General features: G+C 64.0%; 15 protein-coding genes. 6 read left to right on the top strand and 9 right to left on the bottom strand.

The annotated features are described in order from the left end of the window. Positions 1 to 61: 61 nt before the first annotated feature. From HK436_RS30830 to HK436_RS28735, 7 genes are all read right to left on the bottom strand, one after another. A complete protein-coding gene (locus tag HK436_RS30830) occupies positions 62 to 718 on the bottom strand; it encodes a hypothetical protein (protein WP_206680649.1) in 657 nt (218 codons plus the stop codon). 40 nt (positions 719 to 758) lie between these two features. Beyond that, positions 759 to 2,489: a hypothetical protein gene (locus tag HK436_RS30825; protein ID WP_206680648.1), complete on the bottom strand. Its 1,731-nt coding sequence runs from the start codon at positions 2,487 to 2,489 to the stop codon at positions 759 to 761. A gap of 319 nt (positions 2,490 to 2,808) precedes the next feature. Then, the gene (locus HK436_RS28750; protein ID WP_244649512.1) at positions 2,809 to 4,026 is read right to left on the bottom strand and encodes an Eco57I restriction-modification methylase domain-containing protein; all 1,218 of its coding nucleotides are present in this window, start codon (positions 4,024 to 4,026) and stop codon (positions 2,809 to 2,811) included. Then, positions 3,993 to 4,385, bottom strand: a complete 393-nt coding sequence (locus HK436_RS32060; RefSeq protein WP_244649511.1) for a hypothetical protein — start codon at positions 4,383 to 4,385, stop codon at positions 3,993 to 3,995. Before HK436_RS32060 ends, HK436_RS28750 begins: the two co-directional genes overlap by 34 nt. Positions 4,386 to 4,598: 213 nt before the next feature. Further along, the gene (locus HK436_RS28745) at positions 4,599 to 6,041 is read right to left on the bottom strand and encodes an AlbA family DNA-binding domain-containing protein (protein ID WP_173195005.1); all 1,443 of its coding nucleotides are present in this window, start codon (positions 6,039 to 6,041) and stop codon (positions 4,599 to 4,601) included. Between the two features lie 4 nt (positions 6,042 to 6,045). Beyond that, positions 6,046 to 6,915: a nucleotidyl transferase AbiEii/AbiGii toxin family protein gene (locus HK436_RS28740; RefSeq protein WP_173195004.1), complete on the bottom strand. Its 870-nt coding sequence runs from the start codon at positions 6,913 to 6,915 to the stop codon at positions 6,046 to 6,048. Further along, positions 6,903 to 7,988: a type IV toxin-antitoxin system AbiEi family antitoxin gene (locus HK436_RS28735; RefSeq protein WP_173195003.1), complete on the bottom strand. Its 1,086-nt coding sequence runs from the start codon at positions 7,986 to 7,988 to the stop codon at positions 6,903 to 6,905. Before HK436_RS28735 ends, HK436_RS28740 begins: the two co-directional genes overlap by 13 nt. Before the next feature lie 176 nt (positions 7,989 to 8,164). Here HK436_RS28735 and HK436_RS28730 point away from each other — a divergent pair, with 176 nt between their 5' ends. After that, positions 8,165 to 8,731, top strand: a complete 567-nt coding sequence (locus HK436_RS28730; protein WP_173195002.1) for a T4SS efffector SepA family protein — start codon at positions 8,165 to 8,167, stop codon at positions 8,729 to 8,731. A 107-nt stretch (positions 8,732 to 8,838) separates the two neighbouring features. On the opposite strand, the gene HK436_RS28725 is transcribed toward HK436_RS28730, so the two are convergent. Then, complete coding sequence (locus HK436_RS28725; protein WP_173195001.1) at positions 8,839 to 10,524, bottom strand: phospholipase D-like domain-containing protein; 1,686 nt, start codon at positions 10,522 to 10,524, stop codon at positions 8,839 to 8,841. A gap of 271 nt (positions 10,525 to 10,795) precedes the next feature. On the opposite strand from HK436_RS28725, the gene HK436_RS32055 reads away from it, so the two are divergent. After that, positions 10,796 to 11,158 (top strand): hypothetical protein, encoded by a 363-nt coding sequence (locus tag HK436_RS32055; protein WP_244649510.1) that lies wholly within the window; start codon positions 10,796 to 10,798, stop codon positions 11,156 to 11,158. A 1-nt stretch (position 11,159) separates the two neighbouring features. Beyond that, the gene (locus tag HK436_RS28715; RefSeq protein ID WP_173195000.1) at positions 11,160 to 11,726 is read left to right on the top strand and encodes a type II toxin-antitoxin system VapC family toxin; all 567 of its coding nucleotides are present in this window, start codon (positions 11,160 to 11,162) and stop codon (positions 11,724 to 11,726) included. A 45-nt stretch (positions 11,727 to 11,771) separates the two neighbouring features. Here HK436_RS28715 and dinB read toward each other — a convergent pair whose 3' ends face one another. After that, positions 11,772 to 12,893 carry a DNA polymerase IV gene (gene dinB, locus HK436_RS28710; RefSeq protein ID WP_173194999.1) on the bottom strand — a complete coding sequence of 374 codons (1,122 nt, stop codon included), beginning with the start codon at positions 12,891 to 12,893 and terminating at the stop codon, positions 11,772 to 11,774. Positions 12,894 to 13,056: 163 nt separating this feature from the next. On the opposite strand from dinB, the gene HK436_RS28705 reads away from it, so the two are divergent. From HK436_RS28705 to HK436_RS28695, 3 genes are read left to right on the top strand one after another with little or no spacing between them, the layout of a single operon-like run. Next, positions 13,057 to 13,818 (top strand): ImuA family protein, encoded by a 762-nt coding sequence (locus HK436_RS28705; protein ID WP_173194998.1) that lies wholly within the window; start codon positions 13,057 to 13,059, stop codon positions 13,816 to 13,818. Continuing rightward, the gene (locus tag HK436_RS28700; protein WP_173194997.1) at positions 13,733 to 15,253 is read left to right on the top strand and encodes a Y-family DNA polymerase; all 1,521 of its coding nucleotides are present in this window, start codon (positions 13,733 to 13,735) and stop codon (positions 15,251 to 15,253) included. Before HK436_RS28705 ends, HK436_RS28700 begins: the two co-directional genes overlap by 86 nt. Continuing rightward, on the top strand, positions 15,250 to 18,516 hold the full coding sequence (locus HK436_RS28695) for an error-prone DNA polymerase (RefSeq protein ID WP_173194996.1): 3,267 nt from the start codon (positions 15,250 to 15,252) through the stop codon (positions 18,514 to 18,516). The genes HK436_RS28700 and HK436_RS28695 overlap by 4 nt, the downstream gene beginning before the upstream one ends. The last annotated feature ends 25 nt before the right edge of the window (positions 18,517 to 18,541 follow it).

Raw genomic sequence — 18,541 nt, 5'->3', positions numbered from 1 at the left:
TCGCAGACGGCTTCCTTGAGCTCAACGTCGATCTCGCCCAGCTGCTTGTCCGATAGTCCCTTCACTGCGCCTCCAAGCTGCGCGTCTTCGCGACAGTTGCCACGTGCTCCTCGGCCATCAGCCGCAGGGCACGGATGTCATCACCACGCTCGCGATTCGTGGCGAGCGCAGCGTGCGGATCGGTCAGAATACCCCGGAAGGCGTCGTGAAAGACGTTCCCCGAGCGTATCCGGTGCGAGCGTTGCGCCACCACGGCCCAGAGCCAGAAACTCTCGGCGAGTTTTGTGCCGATGCCGAGCGCGGCCGTGAAGCGCATGAACGTCTCTCGATCGTGCGGCGCATGCGGCACGACGTCGTGAAGGGGTTTGTCGAGTTCTTCGTCGAGGTCGACCCAATAGCGGGCCGTCTCGATCGAAGTGCGGGGTTCACCCATCTGAGATACGACAGCCCGCAAGCGCTCGTTGACGGAATCGCCAGGCACTTGAGCGAAGCGGCGGGCGACCTGAAGATGGTACTCCCGAATCTCTGCCGCCGCCGTCGCGCGGACATTGACCAAGGTGCGTGCCCGCTCGACGAAACCTGGCCCGATGACACAGACCTCTTCGCCTTCGCGCACCTGCGCGGCCGGCCGTTCGATGAAGGAAGTCGTCGCGGCCTTGTCGTTGCGCAGGACGATGCCTGTCGACTGGCGTGCGATAATACGCTGGCCGTTATGCATCGAAAGCTCGACCAGGCGCCGCTCGCCCCGACCCCCCCGCTCAGGTCGACAACAAGGCCCGCGGGGAATTCGATGTCATCGGGGGCATTTCGGTGTCGAGCTTCACTGCGTGACGCCCGATTTCGGCAACGCGGGCGGCAGCACGTTTCGCAAATGCCCGCAGTCGGGCGGCGAGCGGAGCGACATCTATTGCTTCTGCCAAACGCTCGGCATCCCTCGCTGCGAAGGCTAATGTGTCGGCATCGGCCAGCATGACGATCTGCTCGGGCAGCCATTGTTCGCTCAGGGTCGCGAGAATTGCCGATCGAGTCGGTGCGACGATGATGGCCCGCTTGAACTGGTTGCGCAGTGCGCTGGGCATTGCCGCGATAATGTTCAGTACGCGCGCCCCTCCGAACCGGATCAGGCCGAGGTCCAGCCGTTCCGCGAGCTTCGGATAAGACGGCCCCAGTCGGTCCGCCGCGAATTCCGCAATCATATCCGAACGAAACACGAAGGCTGACCTCGAGCTGGATCGAAGTGCAGGCTGGACGAACTCCTCCAGTAGCGACGACATCGGCGTGGCCCGCTCCAGCAGACGCATGACGCTGGTCGTTTCGGCAGCAACATGCGTATCAGCGTCTGCTTGGCTGGCGAGACTGCGGGGATCGGACAGGGCCGCCACGTCAGCCGCCACGCGGTAAGTCGCCAACTGGTCGTTTGCCGTCGCGGTCGACGTCTCGTGTTCGAGGAACCTGCTGAGTTCGGTGATCGATCCTGGCAGGCACGCCGACCGCCGCACCGTACCGATCATGTTTCTTACCGTCTCCGCACCGGCGGGGTCGCCCATCTCGGATAGTCTGTGCGCCAGTCCGCGGAGCCGCTCGATGTTGCGGTCAACGTCACCAAAAAAGCCATCGACATCGATACGTTTGGCACCCTCGAAGCCGCGCTCTTGCCGCCTGCTGTCTTGGATGATGCCGGCGGTTGGCGAGTAGACAACGTGACCCAAGGCGGGGATCACCTTACCTTTGCGTCCGGCCTGCTTGGCTCCCAACAGCTGGAAGCGCGCTGTCTGGTAGGTCCATGGATCATCGGCGAGCACGAGAATGCCTGCCTGCGGATGAACCTCGCGCATGCAGCCGATCATCTCGGTGGTCCGCTTCAGCCAGTTCCACCCCAACCGGTCCCGCGCGTTGCGCGAGAGGTCAAGGATCAGGAGGTCCGGCGCGGACTTGATGCTTCGCAACTCGACCCCAAGCCGGTCCGCCGCTCGGATCGTAAAGAGATAATAGGGGGCGATCGCTGGGTCGTCCGCGGCGCCCGACCGCTTGTGCGCTGCAATGTCGGTCTTGCTTCGCGTGCGCCACAGCAACTCGCTGTTGGAAGGTCTGTCGCCACGAGGCGGACCGTGAGGCACGATCTCATCGAGGATTGGATGCTCGAATTCTGGGTAGTCGCGGCCATCCGAGGCGCGACCTGTCAGCTTGCGGACACGCGCCAGGACCTGATGATAGTCCTTGGCGGGATCGTTCTCTCCGCTCTGATAGCGCTTCAGATGGTCGAAATGCACTTCACCCAGGCCATGCCGGTCGACCTGCACTGCCCGCGCCTGCGCATGGGTGCTTCGCGCGTAAGGGAAGACGATTGCATGCACCTCGTCGGCCCGCTTGCGGCAGGCGGTGCGTTCATTCGCAATTATTACCTCGTCCTGATCGGCACTGGCGACGGCGCCTATCGCCAGCAAAGCCACGATCGCAGACGGCGACATCCGCATCGGTGGCCATGGCATGACTACCTGCGCGGACCCATCGCTTGCCACCTCTGCAGCAGATCGCACCAACCTCAGATAGGCAGGCGTGAGCGCTGCCGGCTCGCTCGACCCCAGGCGATGCAGAGGCTGTGTTGCAAGCGCATCCATATATCCTTGGACGTTCCGCGGGGGCGCTTGGCGGGGGCAGCGACCTCCACGGCCTCGGCCACCCGACGCGAAGCACGATCCGCCAATTTCGAGGTTAGCCCGGCGCGCTTTTCGAGCTGGATTTGCCGTTGTCGCGTCCGATCCTGCAGCTCAGTTCCTGGCGCGCGATCGAAGGGCCGATGACGCGCCATCAGGCTTCGACCATCTTGGCGTGGACGCGATAGGCCGCAAGCGCTGCGGCCTCCGCGTCGCCATCCGCGTCACGAAGCGCCTCTCGAAAAACCGCCGGCAAAGGCAGGTCGAGCTTGCGCAGCAGCGTGACCGAAACGGCGGCGGTTCCCGACACCCGTCGGTATCGTTGATCAACCGCACTCGTGTTCAGCAGAGCGACGGCGAGGGCAAGCTGCTCGGGGTTCTCGGATGTGAGAACGATCGTGTGGTTCTCGGTGACGAAGCCGCCCCAGCGGGCGACTACGGCAGGATCGACCATCGCCGCTATCAGCCGACGTGGCTGTTTGTCGTTCGTGGTACGCTGCATGACCGCCGCCGCCGAGCGGATCACAGCTGCGCTGTCCTCGGCGAACGTCACGAAGTCTGTTTGAATGCCCTTCTTACCGGAGGGCCGGCAGAGTGCCCCCGACCGAACATTCTTCGCCCATATCAACGGAAAACCCCGCCGCCCTCCGAGCTTCGAAACCAGCCGGGTTTGCTCGCGATTCCAGACAAAATATCCCGCCTTGGCGCCGACGCCATAGTCGGCGAGGGTTGCACCGCCGACGGTCTGGGGATCGATCGCAGGAAGTGGCCAAACGTCGCCCGACTTGGGCGGTAGGGCCTGCTCGACGATCGGCGTCGCCGAGCATGTCACTCCGACGATCGGAAAGCGCACCTTGGCATCGGCGCGATGCGCCTTTCCCTTGCGCACGATCAGCACACTAATGTCCTGAGCGACGTCCAGGAAAACACCATCCCGACCGGCAATCGAACCGATCGTCAGAACTTCGCCGCGCGACCGGATGAAACTTCGCATGCGGTCGTAGAGAGGACCGGCGCGAAAGCTCGAGGGAATGACGAGGGCGACGACACCGCCAGGCTTCGCATGCCGAAAGCAAAGCTCTGCAAAGAGCGCGTACTTGTTGATGTGGCCGCTGTGGGCCACACGTCGCCAAGCCCTTCCGCGCACCTCCTCGATCGACATACGTCCATAGGGCGGGTTAGCAATCACCAGCCCGTAGGCGGCCGGAATCTTCGCCTTGAGGGCATCGTCGACGACGATGATGTCACGGGGCAGGGCCGCGCCAAGGCGATCCGCGATCAGCCGCCGGGAGAGCGTCGCCAGGCCCGCGTCGATCTCGATGCCGTTCAGGCGATAGGCTACGTCCTTGGCGGCGAGGCCCGCAGTCGCCATTCGGCCCGCAATCGTCGAGAGGAAGGCGGCTCCCCGGCCGCAGGATCAAGAACGTCGTCCTGGGCGAAATTGAAACCGGCCTCGATGGCGAGGTCCACAACGGCGTCCGCAACGGCCGGTGGCGTGAAATATGTGGCCTGCGACCGCCGCACCTTGCTCGGTAGCATAAGGGTATAGAGCGTGCCGATCCAATAGTGTCGTTCGTCGACCGGCAACGCGTGAAGCGCACGACGGAAGCCCTCGACCCGGCTATCCGACCCGAGCTCATCAAGCAGGTCGAGGCAGGCGTCGGCCCGAGCCTGCGGCGTGGCTGCGGAAATAGCCAGTTCTCTCGCGATAATGCGAGCGCGGGCGAGCAACGTCGTTTTGCTCCCGTTCAGCTCCACGCAGCCCCCATTTCCACCAGCCGCGGCTCGCCAGCCCACGGATCATCTTGCGATTTTGCATCGAATAAGACTATGCCCGAAAGCAAACGTCTAGACCGCAAGTGCTTGTTCCCATCTTCTCGTCCGCGGCGAACTTGCGAAAGTCTCCTTTTCCAAGCCACGAAAACAAATGAAGTCCGGCGACAATCAGTCGTCGAACAGTCTCATCGAACGCATCTCGAGCCTCTTGAACTCGTTTTGCACGGCGTCCGGCGTGAGCCAGCTCTCGGGCTGAAACCAGCCCTGTGTCGCGAACAGGTTCATGAACGGAAGCGCCACCCGACGAAGCGCTCCGAAGTAATCATCGCGGAGCTCGGCCCATTGCAGCGGTATGGTCCGCGCGAAGCGATCGTCGCGGTATGGGGTCGAAGCGACGACGCGGAAATTGTCCCACATCAACATGCGATCGCTGAGCCCGCGCCAATCCATCCGGACGATTACTTGGGCCACTCCTGGCAGCTCCTGACCCATGAGACGGGCATGGGCCAGCAGCGAATGAATGGCGACGAGTATCCACAACGGGGTCAGATGCTTGGGCGGAGATGGCTGGCCTTCTCTTGACCAGTTGTCGCGCAACGACTCCACGCTCACCGCGATGCCGCACTCATAGATCCGCCAGTAGTCGAAGGCACCCGAGATCAAGCCCGTGTTTTCCACGCGCATGCCTTCAAGGTACGTGGTCTCCCTCCCGCCCAACGTCGACATGCGGACCTGAGGCGCGCGTTCCGGCACCGAAAGAGGAAGGAACGAACCCCAGCCGTAGTACGCATATTGGTGCATCGCCACCGAGACGCGATCATTCAGCGTTCGCGGGCTTTCGATGCTGATTGGATCGCCATCCGCATCGACCAAAGCGTACCCCATGGCTGAATAGTTTTCGCCCGCCTGCAATATCTGTGCATGGTATTTTGCGTCGGTCCGCTCCGTGAGGCTGCGAGTCTGTGCGGTGAAATCGGCGGCCGTCTCAGTGACCGCCGCGACGAGCAGTTCGAGAACTCGCGAATCCGGCTGCGACCGCCCGCCGATCGACTGACGGAGGATGCTTCCCAAGAGATCGGCGCGATGCGACAGGCAACGCTCCAGAAGCGTGTTCCAATCAACGGAGCTACGGATCGGCACGCTCTCGGGGCCGGCCGCCCTCACGTAGACCGTGCCCTGCGAGATGCCGACAGGTCTGCCATTGGCGCCCTGTGGCCCATCCGCGATCGCCACAACGGGCCGTGCTCCGTGTGAGGGGACAACGACAACCGGATAGGTCACGCCTTCAAACTCGGCGCCCTGCAGGAGAACCTGCAGGCGCGGTTCGAGGTACCTCTTCACGATCGCCGAAATTGCATCCTGGCCGAACGAGGAAGGGGGCAGATCGGTGGCGCCGAGGGGCTTGCGCGTCTTGTCGTCGATACCGAAGACGAGATAACCCCCGCCGTGATTGGCAAGCGCCGCAATATGGCGCGCGAGCTTCGCTCTGTGCTCAGGATCTGTCGTGTCCATCCAGGCCTTGAACTCGACACCGAGATTTTCGTTTGCCCCGGCAATGAGGTCGGACAAATCTGAAACGGTGACCTTGTCGCGCTCGGGTGCAGCCGACATTTCGTTAGCCCCGAAACCCCAGTGCGCGCAGCCACGCGTCGATTTGTCCGAAAGCATCCTGCTGCCATTGGTCGGGCGTGCGATCGCCTAGAATATCGGTCTGTTCGACGAACTGCCTGACGCAAGTCGGCCCGTAGCCGTCGACGGTGTCGAATTTCTCTGCAATGAAGCCGAAGCCTCGCGCGCCGCTGGCGTGTTCCAACAGTGGCCGACATGCCAGAGCGAGCGCCTCGCTGCCCTCGGGATAATTTCGAACGCAGTAGTAGATGTCGTATGCGTCCTTCTGCTTGTGCCGACCGTTGAGGGCATGCCCTTTCATGGCGAGCAAGGCTGGGATCGAGCAGACGGCGATCTCCACGCGGTTTGTGCCGCCCCCTGGCATCGGACCGGCAATCGCGACCATCTGGTAAAAGCGCAATGCTAGATCGGCGCCGTCGGCCCGCTGCACGGCGAAGTCGCTGATCAGGGGCGGCACGTTCTTGACGATTTCCGCGTCCCGCGGCATCAGAAAATCGACGATGATGTCGATCGGACCGCCGTCATCGGCCGCTGGAACCTGCCGCACAAGCTGAAATCGCCTTAGTTCGGCACGCTGCTCGTATCCGTGTTCTCTAAGCGCTTCGATCAGCGTCGTGTATTCACCGTCTCCCAGCGCCTCCGCGTCGAGACTGAGATCGACATCGAGCGTCCCGACATGGGGCATATCCTCGCTGCCGAGCAGGAGCCACGGCACGGCGCCCCCGACGACCGCGAACTTACCGCGGAAGCTGCCCAGTATCTGGCCAACTTCAACCAGCACAGCCTTGACGGCCGAGGTGGTACGATCATCGTAATCAGCCGCCGATTGCGGCTCTGCGGGAGTTACGGGCGCCATGCGAGCTTCTCCCGACGCAGGTGCTCAGCAGCTTCGCGTCCCCGTTCGCCGGCGGCTGCCAGGTCGAGATAGGTTTGCACCGGACTCGTGCAGACAACTCCCGGCACAGGCTCGACGGCATCGCGGAGGATGCCTGCATCCTTCGGTAAAGTGACAACGACATTTTCCCCCTTTGACGCCGATGACAGCTTTATCGCCTCCTGCAGTCGCACGAGGCCATCATCGTCGGCATAGAGGAATTGCGTGCTGGTTCGCCCGTAAGGTGACAACCACTGGGCGGCCGAGAAAGACCCGAGTATCGCCCATCCACCTTCCGGCTGCGCACCAAGGACTCCGCGCACCGCGGTGTCGAAGCCGCTCCCGTGAAGCGCCGAATAAAATCGCAGCCGCCGACCGACGGGCGGCTCGTAGGCCTCGCGCCACGCGTCCAGCAACGCGTCGGGGTCCGTCAACGTCACTCCCTCGGACGACGTTCTTGCCCATTCCCGGTCGATTAGTGCGCTTCGCACATTGCTGATGTGGCCAAGGCTTACCGCTGACGCTTCGGCAAGGTCCGCTACGCGCCATGGTTTGTCTGGATCTCGCAACAGCACCCGGAGCACCTGCGCAGACTTGGGCTTGAAGAGGGATTTGAGTTCGCGTCGCTCCGCGCTCGGCTTGCTGTCGACGTGCCGCTCGATGAAAACACTGTCGAAAATAATGCGGGCATTGCCAACAAGGTCCAGGAAACCGACCTTGTAGTCGTTGCAAAGCGCCTGAGCCTCCGGGGAGAGGTATGGAGCGACGAAGATCGGCACCGCTTCTCTATCGAAATGCGCAGTGTAGTTACGCAGTTGAAGCAAGCCTAAGCGAACGTGCCGGGGCTGACCGTTCGACTTGACCTGGCAGACCAACGTGTGTCGGCGGCCGCCGACAGCGACGTGGGCCAAGAAATCGGCCCCGCGATCGGGGCCGTCAGCACGCTCGAGTTCGACATCCTCGACCACAAGAGCCGGGACCCTTTGCAGGAGTCCCGTTAGGGCCTCCGCAGCGTCCTTCTCCATGGTTTTCAGTTCTTCGACCGTGTTCAGCATTTGCTGAAAATATGTCATCTACTGAAATTCGGCAACCCCTTTCACTCTTCGCTGCCTTTTCAACGACTGCTGAAACCAGCCTTCCGGGTGAAAGGCAGAAATATGTTACATATCCCCTTGTATCCTTGGTCCGGATATGTAACATATTGCCTATCGAAGGAAGATAGGAGATTCTCATGATGCCGGTTGTGCGAATAAGCGATGCCACATTTTCCGATCTCAAGCTCATGGCGAGCTGGTTCGGCACCAAGACGCCCGCTGAGACGCTTGATCGCGTCATAAGGGAGACAATGGACCAGCTCGGACTCGAGCGTGACGATGAGCCCGCCGAGGCGGTGGTCACGAGCGGCGGCGCAATGCATTTCGATGTCGCGCCCGGTCTGGCGTTCACCAAGCCGTTGTCGGCGACCATCAACGGGAAGGCTGTGCCAAGCCCGCGGTGGTCGTCCGTCCTTCTGACAACGATCGCCCAACTGAAGGCCAAGGGATTGGACGGCGAGAAGCTCGTTCGCGAGTTGGGGATACCAGCCAAGGCCGTTCAGTTCGAGGATGAGGGATTCAAGTATCATCCGCACCTGGGCATTTCGGTGCAGGGCCAGTCGGCTTCCGACGCGTGGAAGGAGGTGGAACGCCTTGCCAAGAAGTGGCACATTCCGGTGACGGTCGAATTTTGGTGGCGCCAGAATCCGAAGGCCCAGTATCCCGGCCGGACGGGCATTCTCAAGGCAGGCAGTCAGCCCTGATCACAGCGAGCGGCGACGAGGCCAACCGCGCCGCTCGATGCCTCGGGGAGCGCATGCGTAGGCAACCCTCCCATCCGCTGGAGGGACCAGACGGCCGGGCCAGATGCCTATCGGAAGAGCTCGCGCTTGCGATGCTTTTGCCGCCCGGGCAGGAAATGATCCTTCTGCCAGCTATCGTCCGGCGTGAGCAGCGCGGCCTCCCTCGCACTACCGCCGCCGGAGCCCGCCACTTTCAGCGCGGTCGTCCTGAAATAAAGGTGGCGGTGCAACCGCATGAACTCGTTGACCAGCACCGGCGTCACTTCGGCCGCCCACTCGCCCGAGAGCAGCAGCATGTTCTCGTCATTGTCGGTCACCGAGGCCGACGAGAAATTGGCCGATCCCGAGAAGACGCGCGGATTTGGTCCGAACGGGTCGATCATCATCATCTTGGTATGGATGTAGAAGATGTTTCCCTGCCGTCGGTGGCGTTCTTCCCGCAGGAACCAGCGGTCGAGGGCCTCGCCCTCGAGGCCCGCCTTGATGCTCTTTTCCACCAGCAAGGCGCCCATCGCGACAATATTGTCGCGATCGTTCTCGATCGCCGTCATGATCGCCTTGGCCTTGTCCGTCCGACCTGAATTCTCGGCGACGACGAAACGGAGGATGTTGCTGTCCCCAGTGAAGGCCGCGCCGATCTCTTCCGAGATTCCAAAAGCAGCCGTCAGGAACCCAGCCATTTCGGCCTGTTCCATCTGGCCGGAGTACCAGGCCAAGATACCCTCCGCGCGAGGCGAGAAGATCGGCCGAGCTTCGCTGGCGGCGAGAGGGTTCGGATCGGGAAACTCGCGCGTGTTGAAACCGCTGAGATCCGTTGGCGATGGGTCGCCCGCCAGGGTCTCCCAGTAGCGGGCGTAGGAGCGCGCCAGGCCCTCGTCCTCGATGACGTGAGCAAGGTTGGATTGCCCGAGAAACCCGGATGAAGTGAAGTTGGTCGATCCGGTCCAGACCGCGACCGGGTGCCCGTTCTCCTCGAGCACCATGAACTTGTTGTGCGGGATGCCCGCCCACCATGTTCGAGGATAGAGCGTCAAACCCTTTCTGCCCATCGAGGGGAACGTGCTGCCAAGCCGCTTCTTGAGGGTGTCATCCAGCATCGCGGTCCAGTTCCCGAGGCTGGTCTCATCCTGGTAGATGTCGCCATTGCTGCGGCGATCCCCAGTATTGACGCAGATCTTGACCTTCGCGCCCCGCAACGCGGCCTCCCCAAGCGCGGCCAGGAAAGGAAAATACGTGAACTCGTAGGCGGCGACCTTCAGCTCAAAGCCCGGGCCGCTCGCGCGCCCGATAAAATCGAGCGCCGCTTCCAGGAGGCCGCGGCTCAGCCATTTGACCTTCGCATTGCCCGGCTCGCGCTGTTCGTCGTCGCTGGGATAGGTATTGCCGAACTGCCGGGCGAAGGCCTGTCCCGGCACGGTGCCGCGGTTGAAATACACATGGTGGCGTGCGCCCGGCGCGTTGAGCGTCGCAACGGTCATCTCGATGTCGGCGCCAGGCACCAGTTCGGCGGGCGCGCCATAGAGAGGGCGGATGACATAGTCAGCCGCCTCACCGCCGGGTTCGGCATTGTAGTCCGACCACTGGAAATCCTGGATTGGATGCTCGTTGGTCGGCTTGAGCGTGCCGGGCTCGGGGTTGGGAAATGTCTCCTCGAACACTTTGAAGCCATTCATCCATGCGATGTTGCCTCTCGGCTTGCGCTTGCCCAGAGCAAATCCAAGCAGGCCCCGTCTCGCCTCTTCGGTTGCGTCCATTCCGAACAGCACAGTATGAGTGCCCGGTATTGCGTGAACACTAATGCCGTTCTTTTCTTTTCGCATGCTCTTCCCCCAGAACTGCAAGAGACGAACGGCCCATCTGCGGCCGGCAAGTAAAGCTACACGACCATTATGTCAGCTGATAGGGAAGGGACTTTCTGTGCGTCGGGCGGTGCATAGAGCAGCATATCGATCGCGCCTTGAATTCAGCGGACCAGATGCTATGTTGGACAGAACGCAAAAACGTTCAACATTGGAGCAGCGAAAAATGGCGAAGACCAGCAAGCCCGCGACCGCTCGCGCCGGCACAAGCGGCTCTCCGATCAAGAGCCGTAAGACGAAGCTCGGCCGCGTGGCGAAGACGGGGAGGTTCGTCCTCATCGATCCGGCGCGCCGCAAGGCCGTACTGTCCGCTGCCGAGAAGTCCGGACTGCTCGGCGAAAAGAGCGCACGCATCGGCGGGCGCATCAGCCCGGCGCTGCTGGAGCAGGCCAAGAAGCAGACGGGGATCAGCACCGATACCGATCTCATCGAATTTGCGCTCGCTAATGTGGCGCTCGAGGACGAGTTCAGCAAAGCCTTCGACAAGGTGCGTGGAACGGTCGATCCGTCTCTGAAGCTCGGCTTCTGAGGTGGCCGCCTTCGATTTCGATGCCGCCGTTCGATGGGGGCGGCTCGATCCCGGCCGCACCCTGTCGCGGCGGGACGATGCAGACCTGCCCTTTATCGGGGATCATCCCGGCGCCGGCCACGGACTGCTGCTCGACACCTGCGTCTACATCGATGGATTGCAAGGCCATTCACCCGATTCCGTTGCAGAGCTCCTGAATCTCCGAGTGGCCAACCACTCGACGGTGGCGATCCAGGAGCTGATGCACACGGTCGGCGTACTCGATCCCGCCGATCCGCGGACCAAGGGCGTCGTCAAGCAGATCGGTGTTCTTGTCGAAGCCATGCCGGCGCATCGGACCTTCACTCCCGATGCCGACGTGCTTGCGCGGGCCGCGCTGCTTTCGGGCATGCTGTGCCGGCTGCAGGGTTACCAGAAGGACGCGCGGCTGCGTGCCCTTCACGATTGTGTCCTGTTCCTGCAGGCGCAGAAGCTCGGCTTCGCGGTCCTTACCGCCAATGTTGCCGACTTCGACTATCTGCTGCAGCTCGTCCCCGCCGGTCGGGTGCTCTTCTACCGTCGGGCGTGAGATCGTCGGTCCCCTCAAGAGTAGGGGTCACTCTCAGACGGATAGCTACAGCGACAGCGAAAGCTGCGGTTTTTCTTCGTTCGATCCACTGAGCAGCGACGACAGCGTCACACCCAGCAGCCGGATGCCTTTCGGCGCGGGGAAGGTTGCTTCGAGCAATCCGTCCGCGAGCTCGCGAAGCTCGTCCTCGCTGCGGATCGGAGCATGCACGGTTCTGCTGCGGGTGATGATCTGGAAGTCCGTATATTTCACCTTCAAGGTCACAGTCCGACCTGAGAAGCCGCGCTCCTCGCAATAGCGCCACACCTTGGCGGCCAGTGTCACCAACTCCGCTTTTGCCAGGTCGAACTCGAACAGGTCCGCGGCGAACGTGTCCTCGGCGCCGACCGACTTACGCGGCCGGTCCGGCTGAACCGGGCGATCATCAATGCCGCGCGAGATGGCGTAATACCAGGCCCCCGCCTTGCCGAAATGCTCCTGCAGGAAGGGCAGCGTCTGGCCACGTAGGTCGGCGCCGGTCTCGATCCCGAGGCCCTGCATCTTGGCTGCGGTCGCTGGACCGATGCCGTGAAACTTCTTGACCGGCAGTCGCGCCACAAAATCTGCTCCCATGGCCGGCGTGATGACCGCCTGGCCATTGGGCTTGTTCAAGTCGCTCGCAATCTTGGCGAGGAACTTGCAGTAGGAGATGCCCGCCGAGGCGTTGAGCCCGGTCACCTCTCTGATCCGGGCTCGGATCGCGGTTGCAATCTCGGTGGCGACACCGATGTGCTGCTTGTTCTCGGTGACGTCGAGATAGGCCTCGTCGAGCGACAGCGGTTCGATGAGATCGGTGTGCTCGGCGAAAATCTCGCGGATCTGCGCCGACACTGCCCGATAGACCTCGAACCGGGGCTTGACGAAGATGAGGTCGGGGCAGCGGCGCTTGGCGGTCACTGAGGGAAGCGCCGAGCGCACGCCGAAGGCGCGGGCCTCGTAGCTTGCCGCCGCGACGACGCCGCGGGCCGCCGAGCCGCCGACCGCGACAGGCTTGCCGCGCAGCTCGGGATTATCGCGCTGTTCCACCGAGGCATAGAAGGCGTCCATGTCGACGTGAATAATCTTGCGCACCCGGGCTTGCGCCGGGTCCGCGCCATGATCTGCCGGACGTGTCGCGCTGCCTTCCATGGCCCCATTTGCTCGCAGATATCCGCACGCAGCATCCCAGATTTTGCCTTGTGCCGACAGGGTTGGACGGCACCCCGGTCGGGGAACGATTCACCCGGATTGACTCTTACCCGATAGAGAACAAAAATAGAACATATCAAAACTGGGAGACGAGTGCGCGGGCATGGCCATGTCCTCGAGCAGCCTTGCATTGTCCGAACTTCGGGACCGTATCGCGCGGCTCGAGGGCGGTTCTGCACGCCGGCGCGAGGTCCTGCCCTTCGGCGTCCCCGAGATCGACAGGGTGCTGCCGGGAGGCGGGTTGGCGCTCGGGGCGCTGCATGAAGTCGCCGGCGGCGCCAATGGCGCCGTCGACGCCGCCGCGGCCGCCCTATGGGCCGCCGGCATCGTCGCCCGGATGCGGGGGCGCGTCCTGTGGTGCGTCACGCGGCAGGACCTGTTCGCGCCCTCGCTCGCGCAGGCCGGTCTGCCGCCCGGCCGGGTGATCTTTGTTGAGGCCGGCGACGAGGCTGCGGTCCTCGCCTGTTTCGAGGAAGGTCTTCGCCATGGCGGCCTCGGCGCCGTGGTGGCGGAGGTCGCGCGCCTGCCGATGACGAGCTCGCGCCGCCTGCAGCTTGCCGCCGAGGTCTCCGGCACGCTCGGCATCGCTATTCGTCGGTGGCGGCGCCAGACCGAAGCGACCGATTTTGGACAACCGACCGCCGCGGTCAGCCGCTGGCGGGTTTCAGCTCTCTCCTCCCGACCTTTGCCGGTTCCCGGCGTCGGCCGCCCCCGCTGGCGGCTCGAATTGCTGCGCGTCAGGGCAGGGGAGAGCGCCGACTTTGAAGTGGAAGCCCCAGATGCCAAGGGTCGTCTCGCTCTATCTGCCGACCTGGCCGACCGATCGGCTGCGGCGCAAGCTCGGCGCCTCGGCGCCGTCGGCTGACACGCCGGTCGTCCTGTTCGGCCGGCAGGGGCGTCGCCGCGAGGTGCTGGCGCTCGACGCCGCCGCGCGCAATGCGGGTCTCAGGATCGGCATGCCGGCGAGCAAGGCACAGGTTCTCGTTCCCGGCCTCGTCAATCTCGAGCTCGAGCCGGCCGAAGACGCGGCCGCGCTCGACCGCCTCGCGCTTTGGGCACTGCGCTGCGCGCCGATCGTTGCCGCCGATCCGCCGGACGGGCTCATCATCGACACCAGCGGCGCTGACCACCTGCATGGTGGTGAGGCGGCGATGCTTACCAGCCTCGTTGCCCGGATGGAGGCGTCCGGCATTGCCGCTCGCGCCGCCGTTGCCGACAGCTGGGGCGCCGCCCATGCCGCCGCCCGGTTTCTGGCGCGGCCGATCGCGGTGATTCCGCGCGGGCAGGCCGCAGACGTCATGCGGGACTTGCCGATCCGCGCGCTGCGCTTGCCGAACTCAACCGTCGACGGGCTGCATGTGCTCGGCTTCGAGCGCATCGGCGATATCGAGGACACGCCGAAGGCGCCGCTGACGCATCGCTTCGGCTCCGTGCTCTTGCGCCGCCTCGACCACGCCATGGGTCGCGCCGCCGAGCCCTTCGAGCCGGTGCGCTCGCCGGAACTGATCGAGGTCCGGCGCGCCTTCGGCGAGCCGATCGGCGCCGCCGAAACGATCGCGCGCTACACCGCCAGGCTCGTCGACCAACTCTGCGCGGCCCTCGACCAGCAGGGGCTCGGCGCGCGGCGGCTCGATCTTGTCTTTTATCGCGTCGACAACCGCATCGAGGCGATCCGCGTCGGCACGGCCGCGCCGGTGCGCGAGACGCGCCGCCTGACCCGGCTCCTGACCGACCGCATCGAGACCGTCGATCCCGGTTTCGGCATCGAGCTCATGACGCTGACCGCAACACTGGCCGATCCGCTCCGTGCTCGCCAGACTATTTCCTCGCTGGTCGAGCCGGAAGAGCCGGACATTTCTGACCTCATCGACGTCATCGCCAACCGCCTGGGATCGAGCCGTCTTTATCGCTTCGCTCCGGTGGAGAGCGACGTTCCAGAGCGTTCCGTCAAGCGCGTGGCGCCGACCGCGCCAGATGATGGGGCAAGCTGGCCTGGCGAGTGGCCGCGTCCGTCTCGCCTGCTCTCGCCGCCTGAGCCGATCGACACCATGGCACTGCTGCCGGACAACCCGCCCGTCTGGTTCACCTGGCGCGGCATCCGGCGCCGCGTCGCCCGCGCCGACGGCCCCGAACGGATTTTTGGCGAATGGTGGCTGCGCGAGGCGGAGACGCAATCGGTGCGGGACTATTTTCGCGTCGAGGACGAGGGCGGTGAGCGGTTCTGGATCTATCGCGCCGGCGACGGCGAGGATCCGGCGACCGGCTCGCACAAGTGGTTCCTGCACGGGATCTTCGCATGAGCTCCCCGCGCTACGCCGAACTGCAGGTCACCTCGCACTTTTCCTTCTTGCGCGGCGCAAGCTCCTGCGACGAGTTGTTCGCACAGGCGGCGCTACTCGGTATCGAGGCGCTCGCCGTGGTCGACCGCAACAGTCTCGCCGGCGTGGTGCGCGCGCACGAGGCGGCGAAGACGACCGGCGTGCGCCTTGTCGTCGGCTGCCGCCTCGATCTCGCCGATGGCACGTCGCTGCTCGTCTATCCCAAGAACCGGGCGGCCTATGGCCGCCTGTGTCGCCTTTTGTCATTGGGCAAATCGCGCGGCGGCAAGGGTCTCTGCCATCTCGAATGGGCCGATGTCGTCGCCTATGGTGAGGGTCTGATCGCGGTCCTCCTGCCCGACGTCGCCGACGATCTCTGCGCCATGCAGTTGCGCCGCTTGCGCGAGGTGTTCGGGACGAACGCCTACGTCGCCCTCACCTTGCGCCGGCGCCCCAACGACCAGCTGCGCATTCACGAACTCGCCAATCTGGCGACGCAGATGCGGGTGCCGAGCGTGGTGACGAACGATGTTCTATTTCATCATCCCGAGCGTCGGGTGCTGCAGGACGTCGTCACCTGCATCCGGCACAACATCACCATCGACGATGCCGGCTTCCGGCGCGAGCGCCACGCCGATCGGCACCTGAAGCCGCCCGAGGAAATGCATCGGCTGTTCAGCCGCTATCCCGATGCGCTGGCGCGGACGGTGGCGATCGCCGAGCAATGCCGCTTCTCGCTTGAAGAGCTCGCCTACCAATATCCCGAAGAAAAAACCATGCCGGGGCTCACCGCGCAGCAGGCGCTCGAAAAGCTCACCTGGGAAGGGGCGGCGCGCCGCTATCCCGAAGGCGTGCCGGACAAGGTGGTGGGCCTCCTCAAGCACGAGCTCGGCCTGATCGAGACGCTGCGCTACGCGCCCTATTTCCTCACGGTGAACGCCATCGTGGCCTTCGCGCGGTCGAAGGACATTCTCTGCCAGGGTAGGGGGTCCGCGGCCAACTCGGCGGTCTGCTATGTGCTGGGCATCACCAGCATCGATCCGGACCGCAACAATCTGCTGTTCGAGCGCTTCGTCAGCCAGGAGCGCAGGGAGCCGCCCGACATCGATGTCGACTTCGAGCATGAGCGGCGCGAGATCGTCATGCAGTGGGTCTACGAGACCTATGGCCGCGACCACAGTGCGCTCTGCTCGACAGTGGTGCGCTATCACACCAAAGGCGCCGTGCGCGACATCGGCAAGGCGCTTGGCTTGTCGGAAGACGTCACCAAGCTGCTCTCCTCGCAGGTCTGGGGCCACGGCGAGGGCATCGACGAGACCCGCGCCCGCGAGCTCAATCTCAACCTCGCCGACCGCCGGCTCACACTCACCCTCGAACTGGCGCGGCAGCTCGAAGGCACGCCACGGCACCTGTCGCAGCATCCGGGCGGATTCGTGCTGACGCATGATCGTCTCGACGAGCTGGTGCCGATCGAGCCGGCCCGCATGGTCGACCGCCAGGTCATCGAATGGGACAAGGACGATATCGACATCCTCAAATTCATGAAGGTCGACGTTCTCGCCCTCGGCATGCTCACCTGCATGAAGCGCAGCTTCGATCTTCTCGCCGAGCACAAGGGCGTCACCCTCGACCTCGCCACCATCCCGGCCGAGGATCCCGCGACCTATGCGATGATCCGCAAGGCGGACACGATCGGGGTCTTCCAGATCGAAAGTCGGGCGCAGATGTCCATGCTGCCGCGCATCAAGCCGCGAACCTTCTACGATCTGGTCGTCGAGGTGGCGATCGTCCGGCCCGGGCCGATCCAGGGCGACATGGTCCATCCCTATCTGCGCCGACGGGAGGGCAGGGAGCCGGTCGACTTCCCGACGCCCGAGCTTGAGCGCGTGCTCGGCAAGACGCTGGGTGTACCGCTGTTCCAGGAGCAGGCGATGCAGGTCGCCATGGTCTGCGCCGGCTTTTCCGCTGGCGAGGCCGACCAGCTGCGCCGCGCCACGGCTACGTTCAAACATACGGGTGGCGTCTCGAAATTCCGCGACAAGCTGATCGGGGGCATGATCGCTAACGGCTACACGGCGGATTTCGCGGCCAACACCTTCAAGCAACTCGAGGGTTTTGGCAGCTACGGCTTTCCCGAAAGCCACGCCGCCAGCTTTGCACTGATCGCCTACGCCTCATCCTGGATGAAATGCCACCATCCCGATGTGTTCTGCGCGGCGCTGCTCAACTCGCAGCCCATGGGCTTTTATCTGCCGGCACAGATCGTGCGCGACGCGATCACCCACGGCGTCGAAATCCGCCCGGTCTGCATCCACATGAGCCGCTGGGACTGTACGCTCGAGCCCGTCGGCGAAGACGGTCATTTCGCGGTGCGTCTTGGCATGCGCCTGGTGAAGGGTCTCGCCAATGAGGACGCGGCAGCGATTGTCGCGGCCCGCGGCGACGAGCCTTTCACGTCGGCCGACGATCTCTGGCATCGCGCCGGCGTGCCGGCCGCATCGCTGGTGCAGCTCGCCGAGGCCGACGCTTTCCGCCCGTCACTCGGCTTGGCGCGGCGCGAAGCGCTGTGGGCGCTCAAGGGCCTGCATGACGATCCGCTGCCGCTCTTTGCCGCCGCGTCGCAGCGCGAGCGGCGCACCATCATCGAACGCATCGAACCGGCTGTCGCGTTGCGACCCATGGTGACCGGCCGCGAGGTCGTCGAGGACTATGGCCATGTCGGCCTGACCCTGCGCGAGCATCCGGTGGCGTTCCTGCGCGCCGGTCTCGCTCGCCGCCGTATCGTCTCCTGCGCCGAAGCTATGTCGGCACGCGACGGACGCTGGCTCGAAGCTGCGGGCCTCGTCCTCGTCCGGCAGCGGCCGGGCTCGGCCAAGGGCGTGATGTTCGTCACCATGGAAGACGAAACCGGCGCCGCCAACATCGTCGTGTGGGTGAAGGTGTTCGAGAAGTTCCGGCGCACGATGCTGTCGGCTTCGATGCTGGCCGTGCGGGGGCGCATCCAGCGGGAGGGCGACGTCGTCCACCTCGTCGCCAATACCGTTACCGATCTCTCGGCCGAGCTCGCCAGCGTCGGCAATCGCAATGCGGCCTTTCCGCTGCCGCACGGACGGGGAGACGAAGCGCATCACGGTGGGCATGGGATCGACCCGCGCAGCCTGCCGAAAGGATTCCGGCCGCGCGATATGATCGATCCCACGCTCAAGGTCGAACCGATACAGATCAAGACACGCGACTTCCGGTGATGCACGGCGCGGCCAACACCCAACC

Source organism: Neoaquamicrobium sediminum (assembly GCF_013240295.1).
Classification (GTDB): Bacteria; Pseudomonadota; Alphaproteobacteria; order Rhizobiales; family Rhizobiaceae; genus Aerobium; species Aerobium sediminum.
The sequence above is the reverse complement of the archived record's forward strand: the minus strand, read 5'-3'. Positions and strand labels throughout refer to the sequence as shown.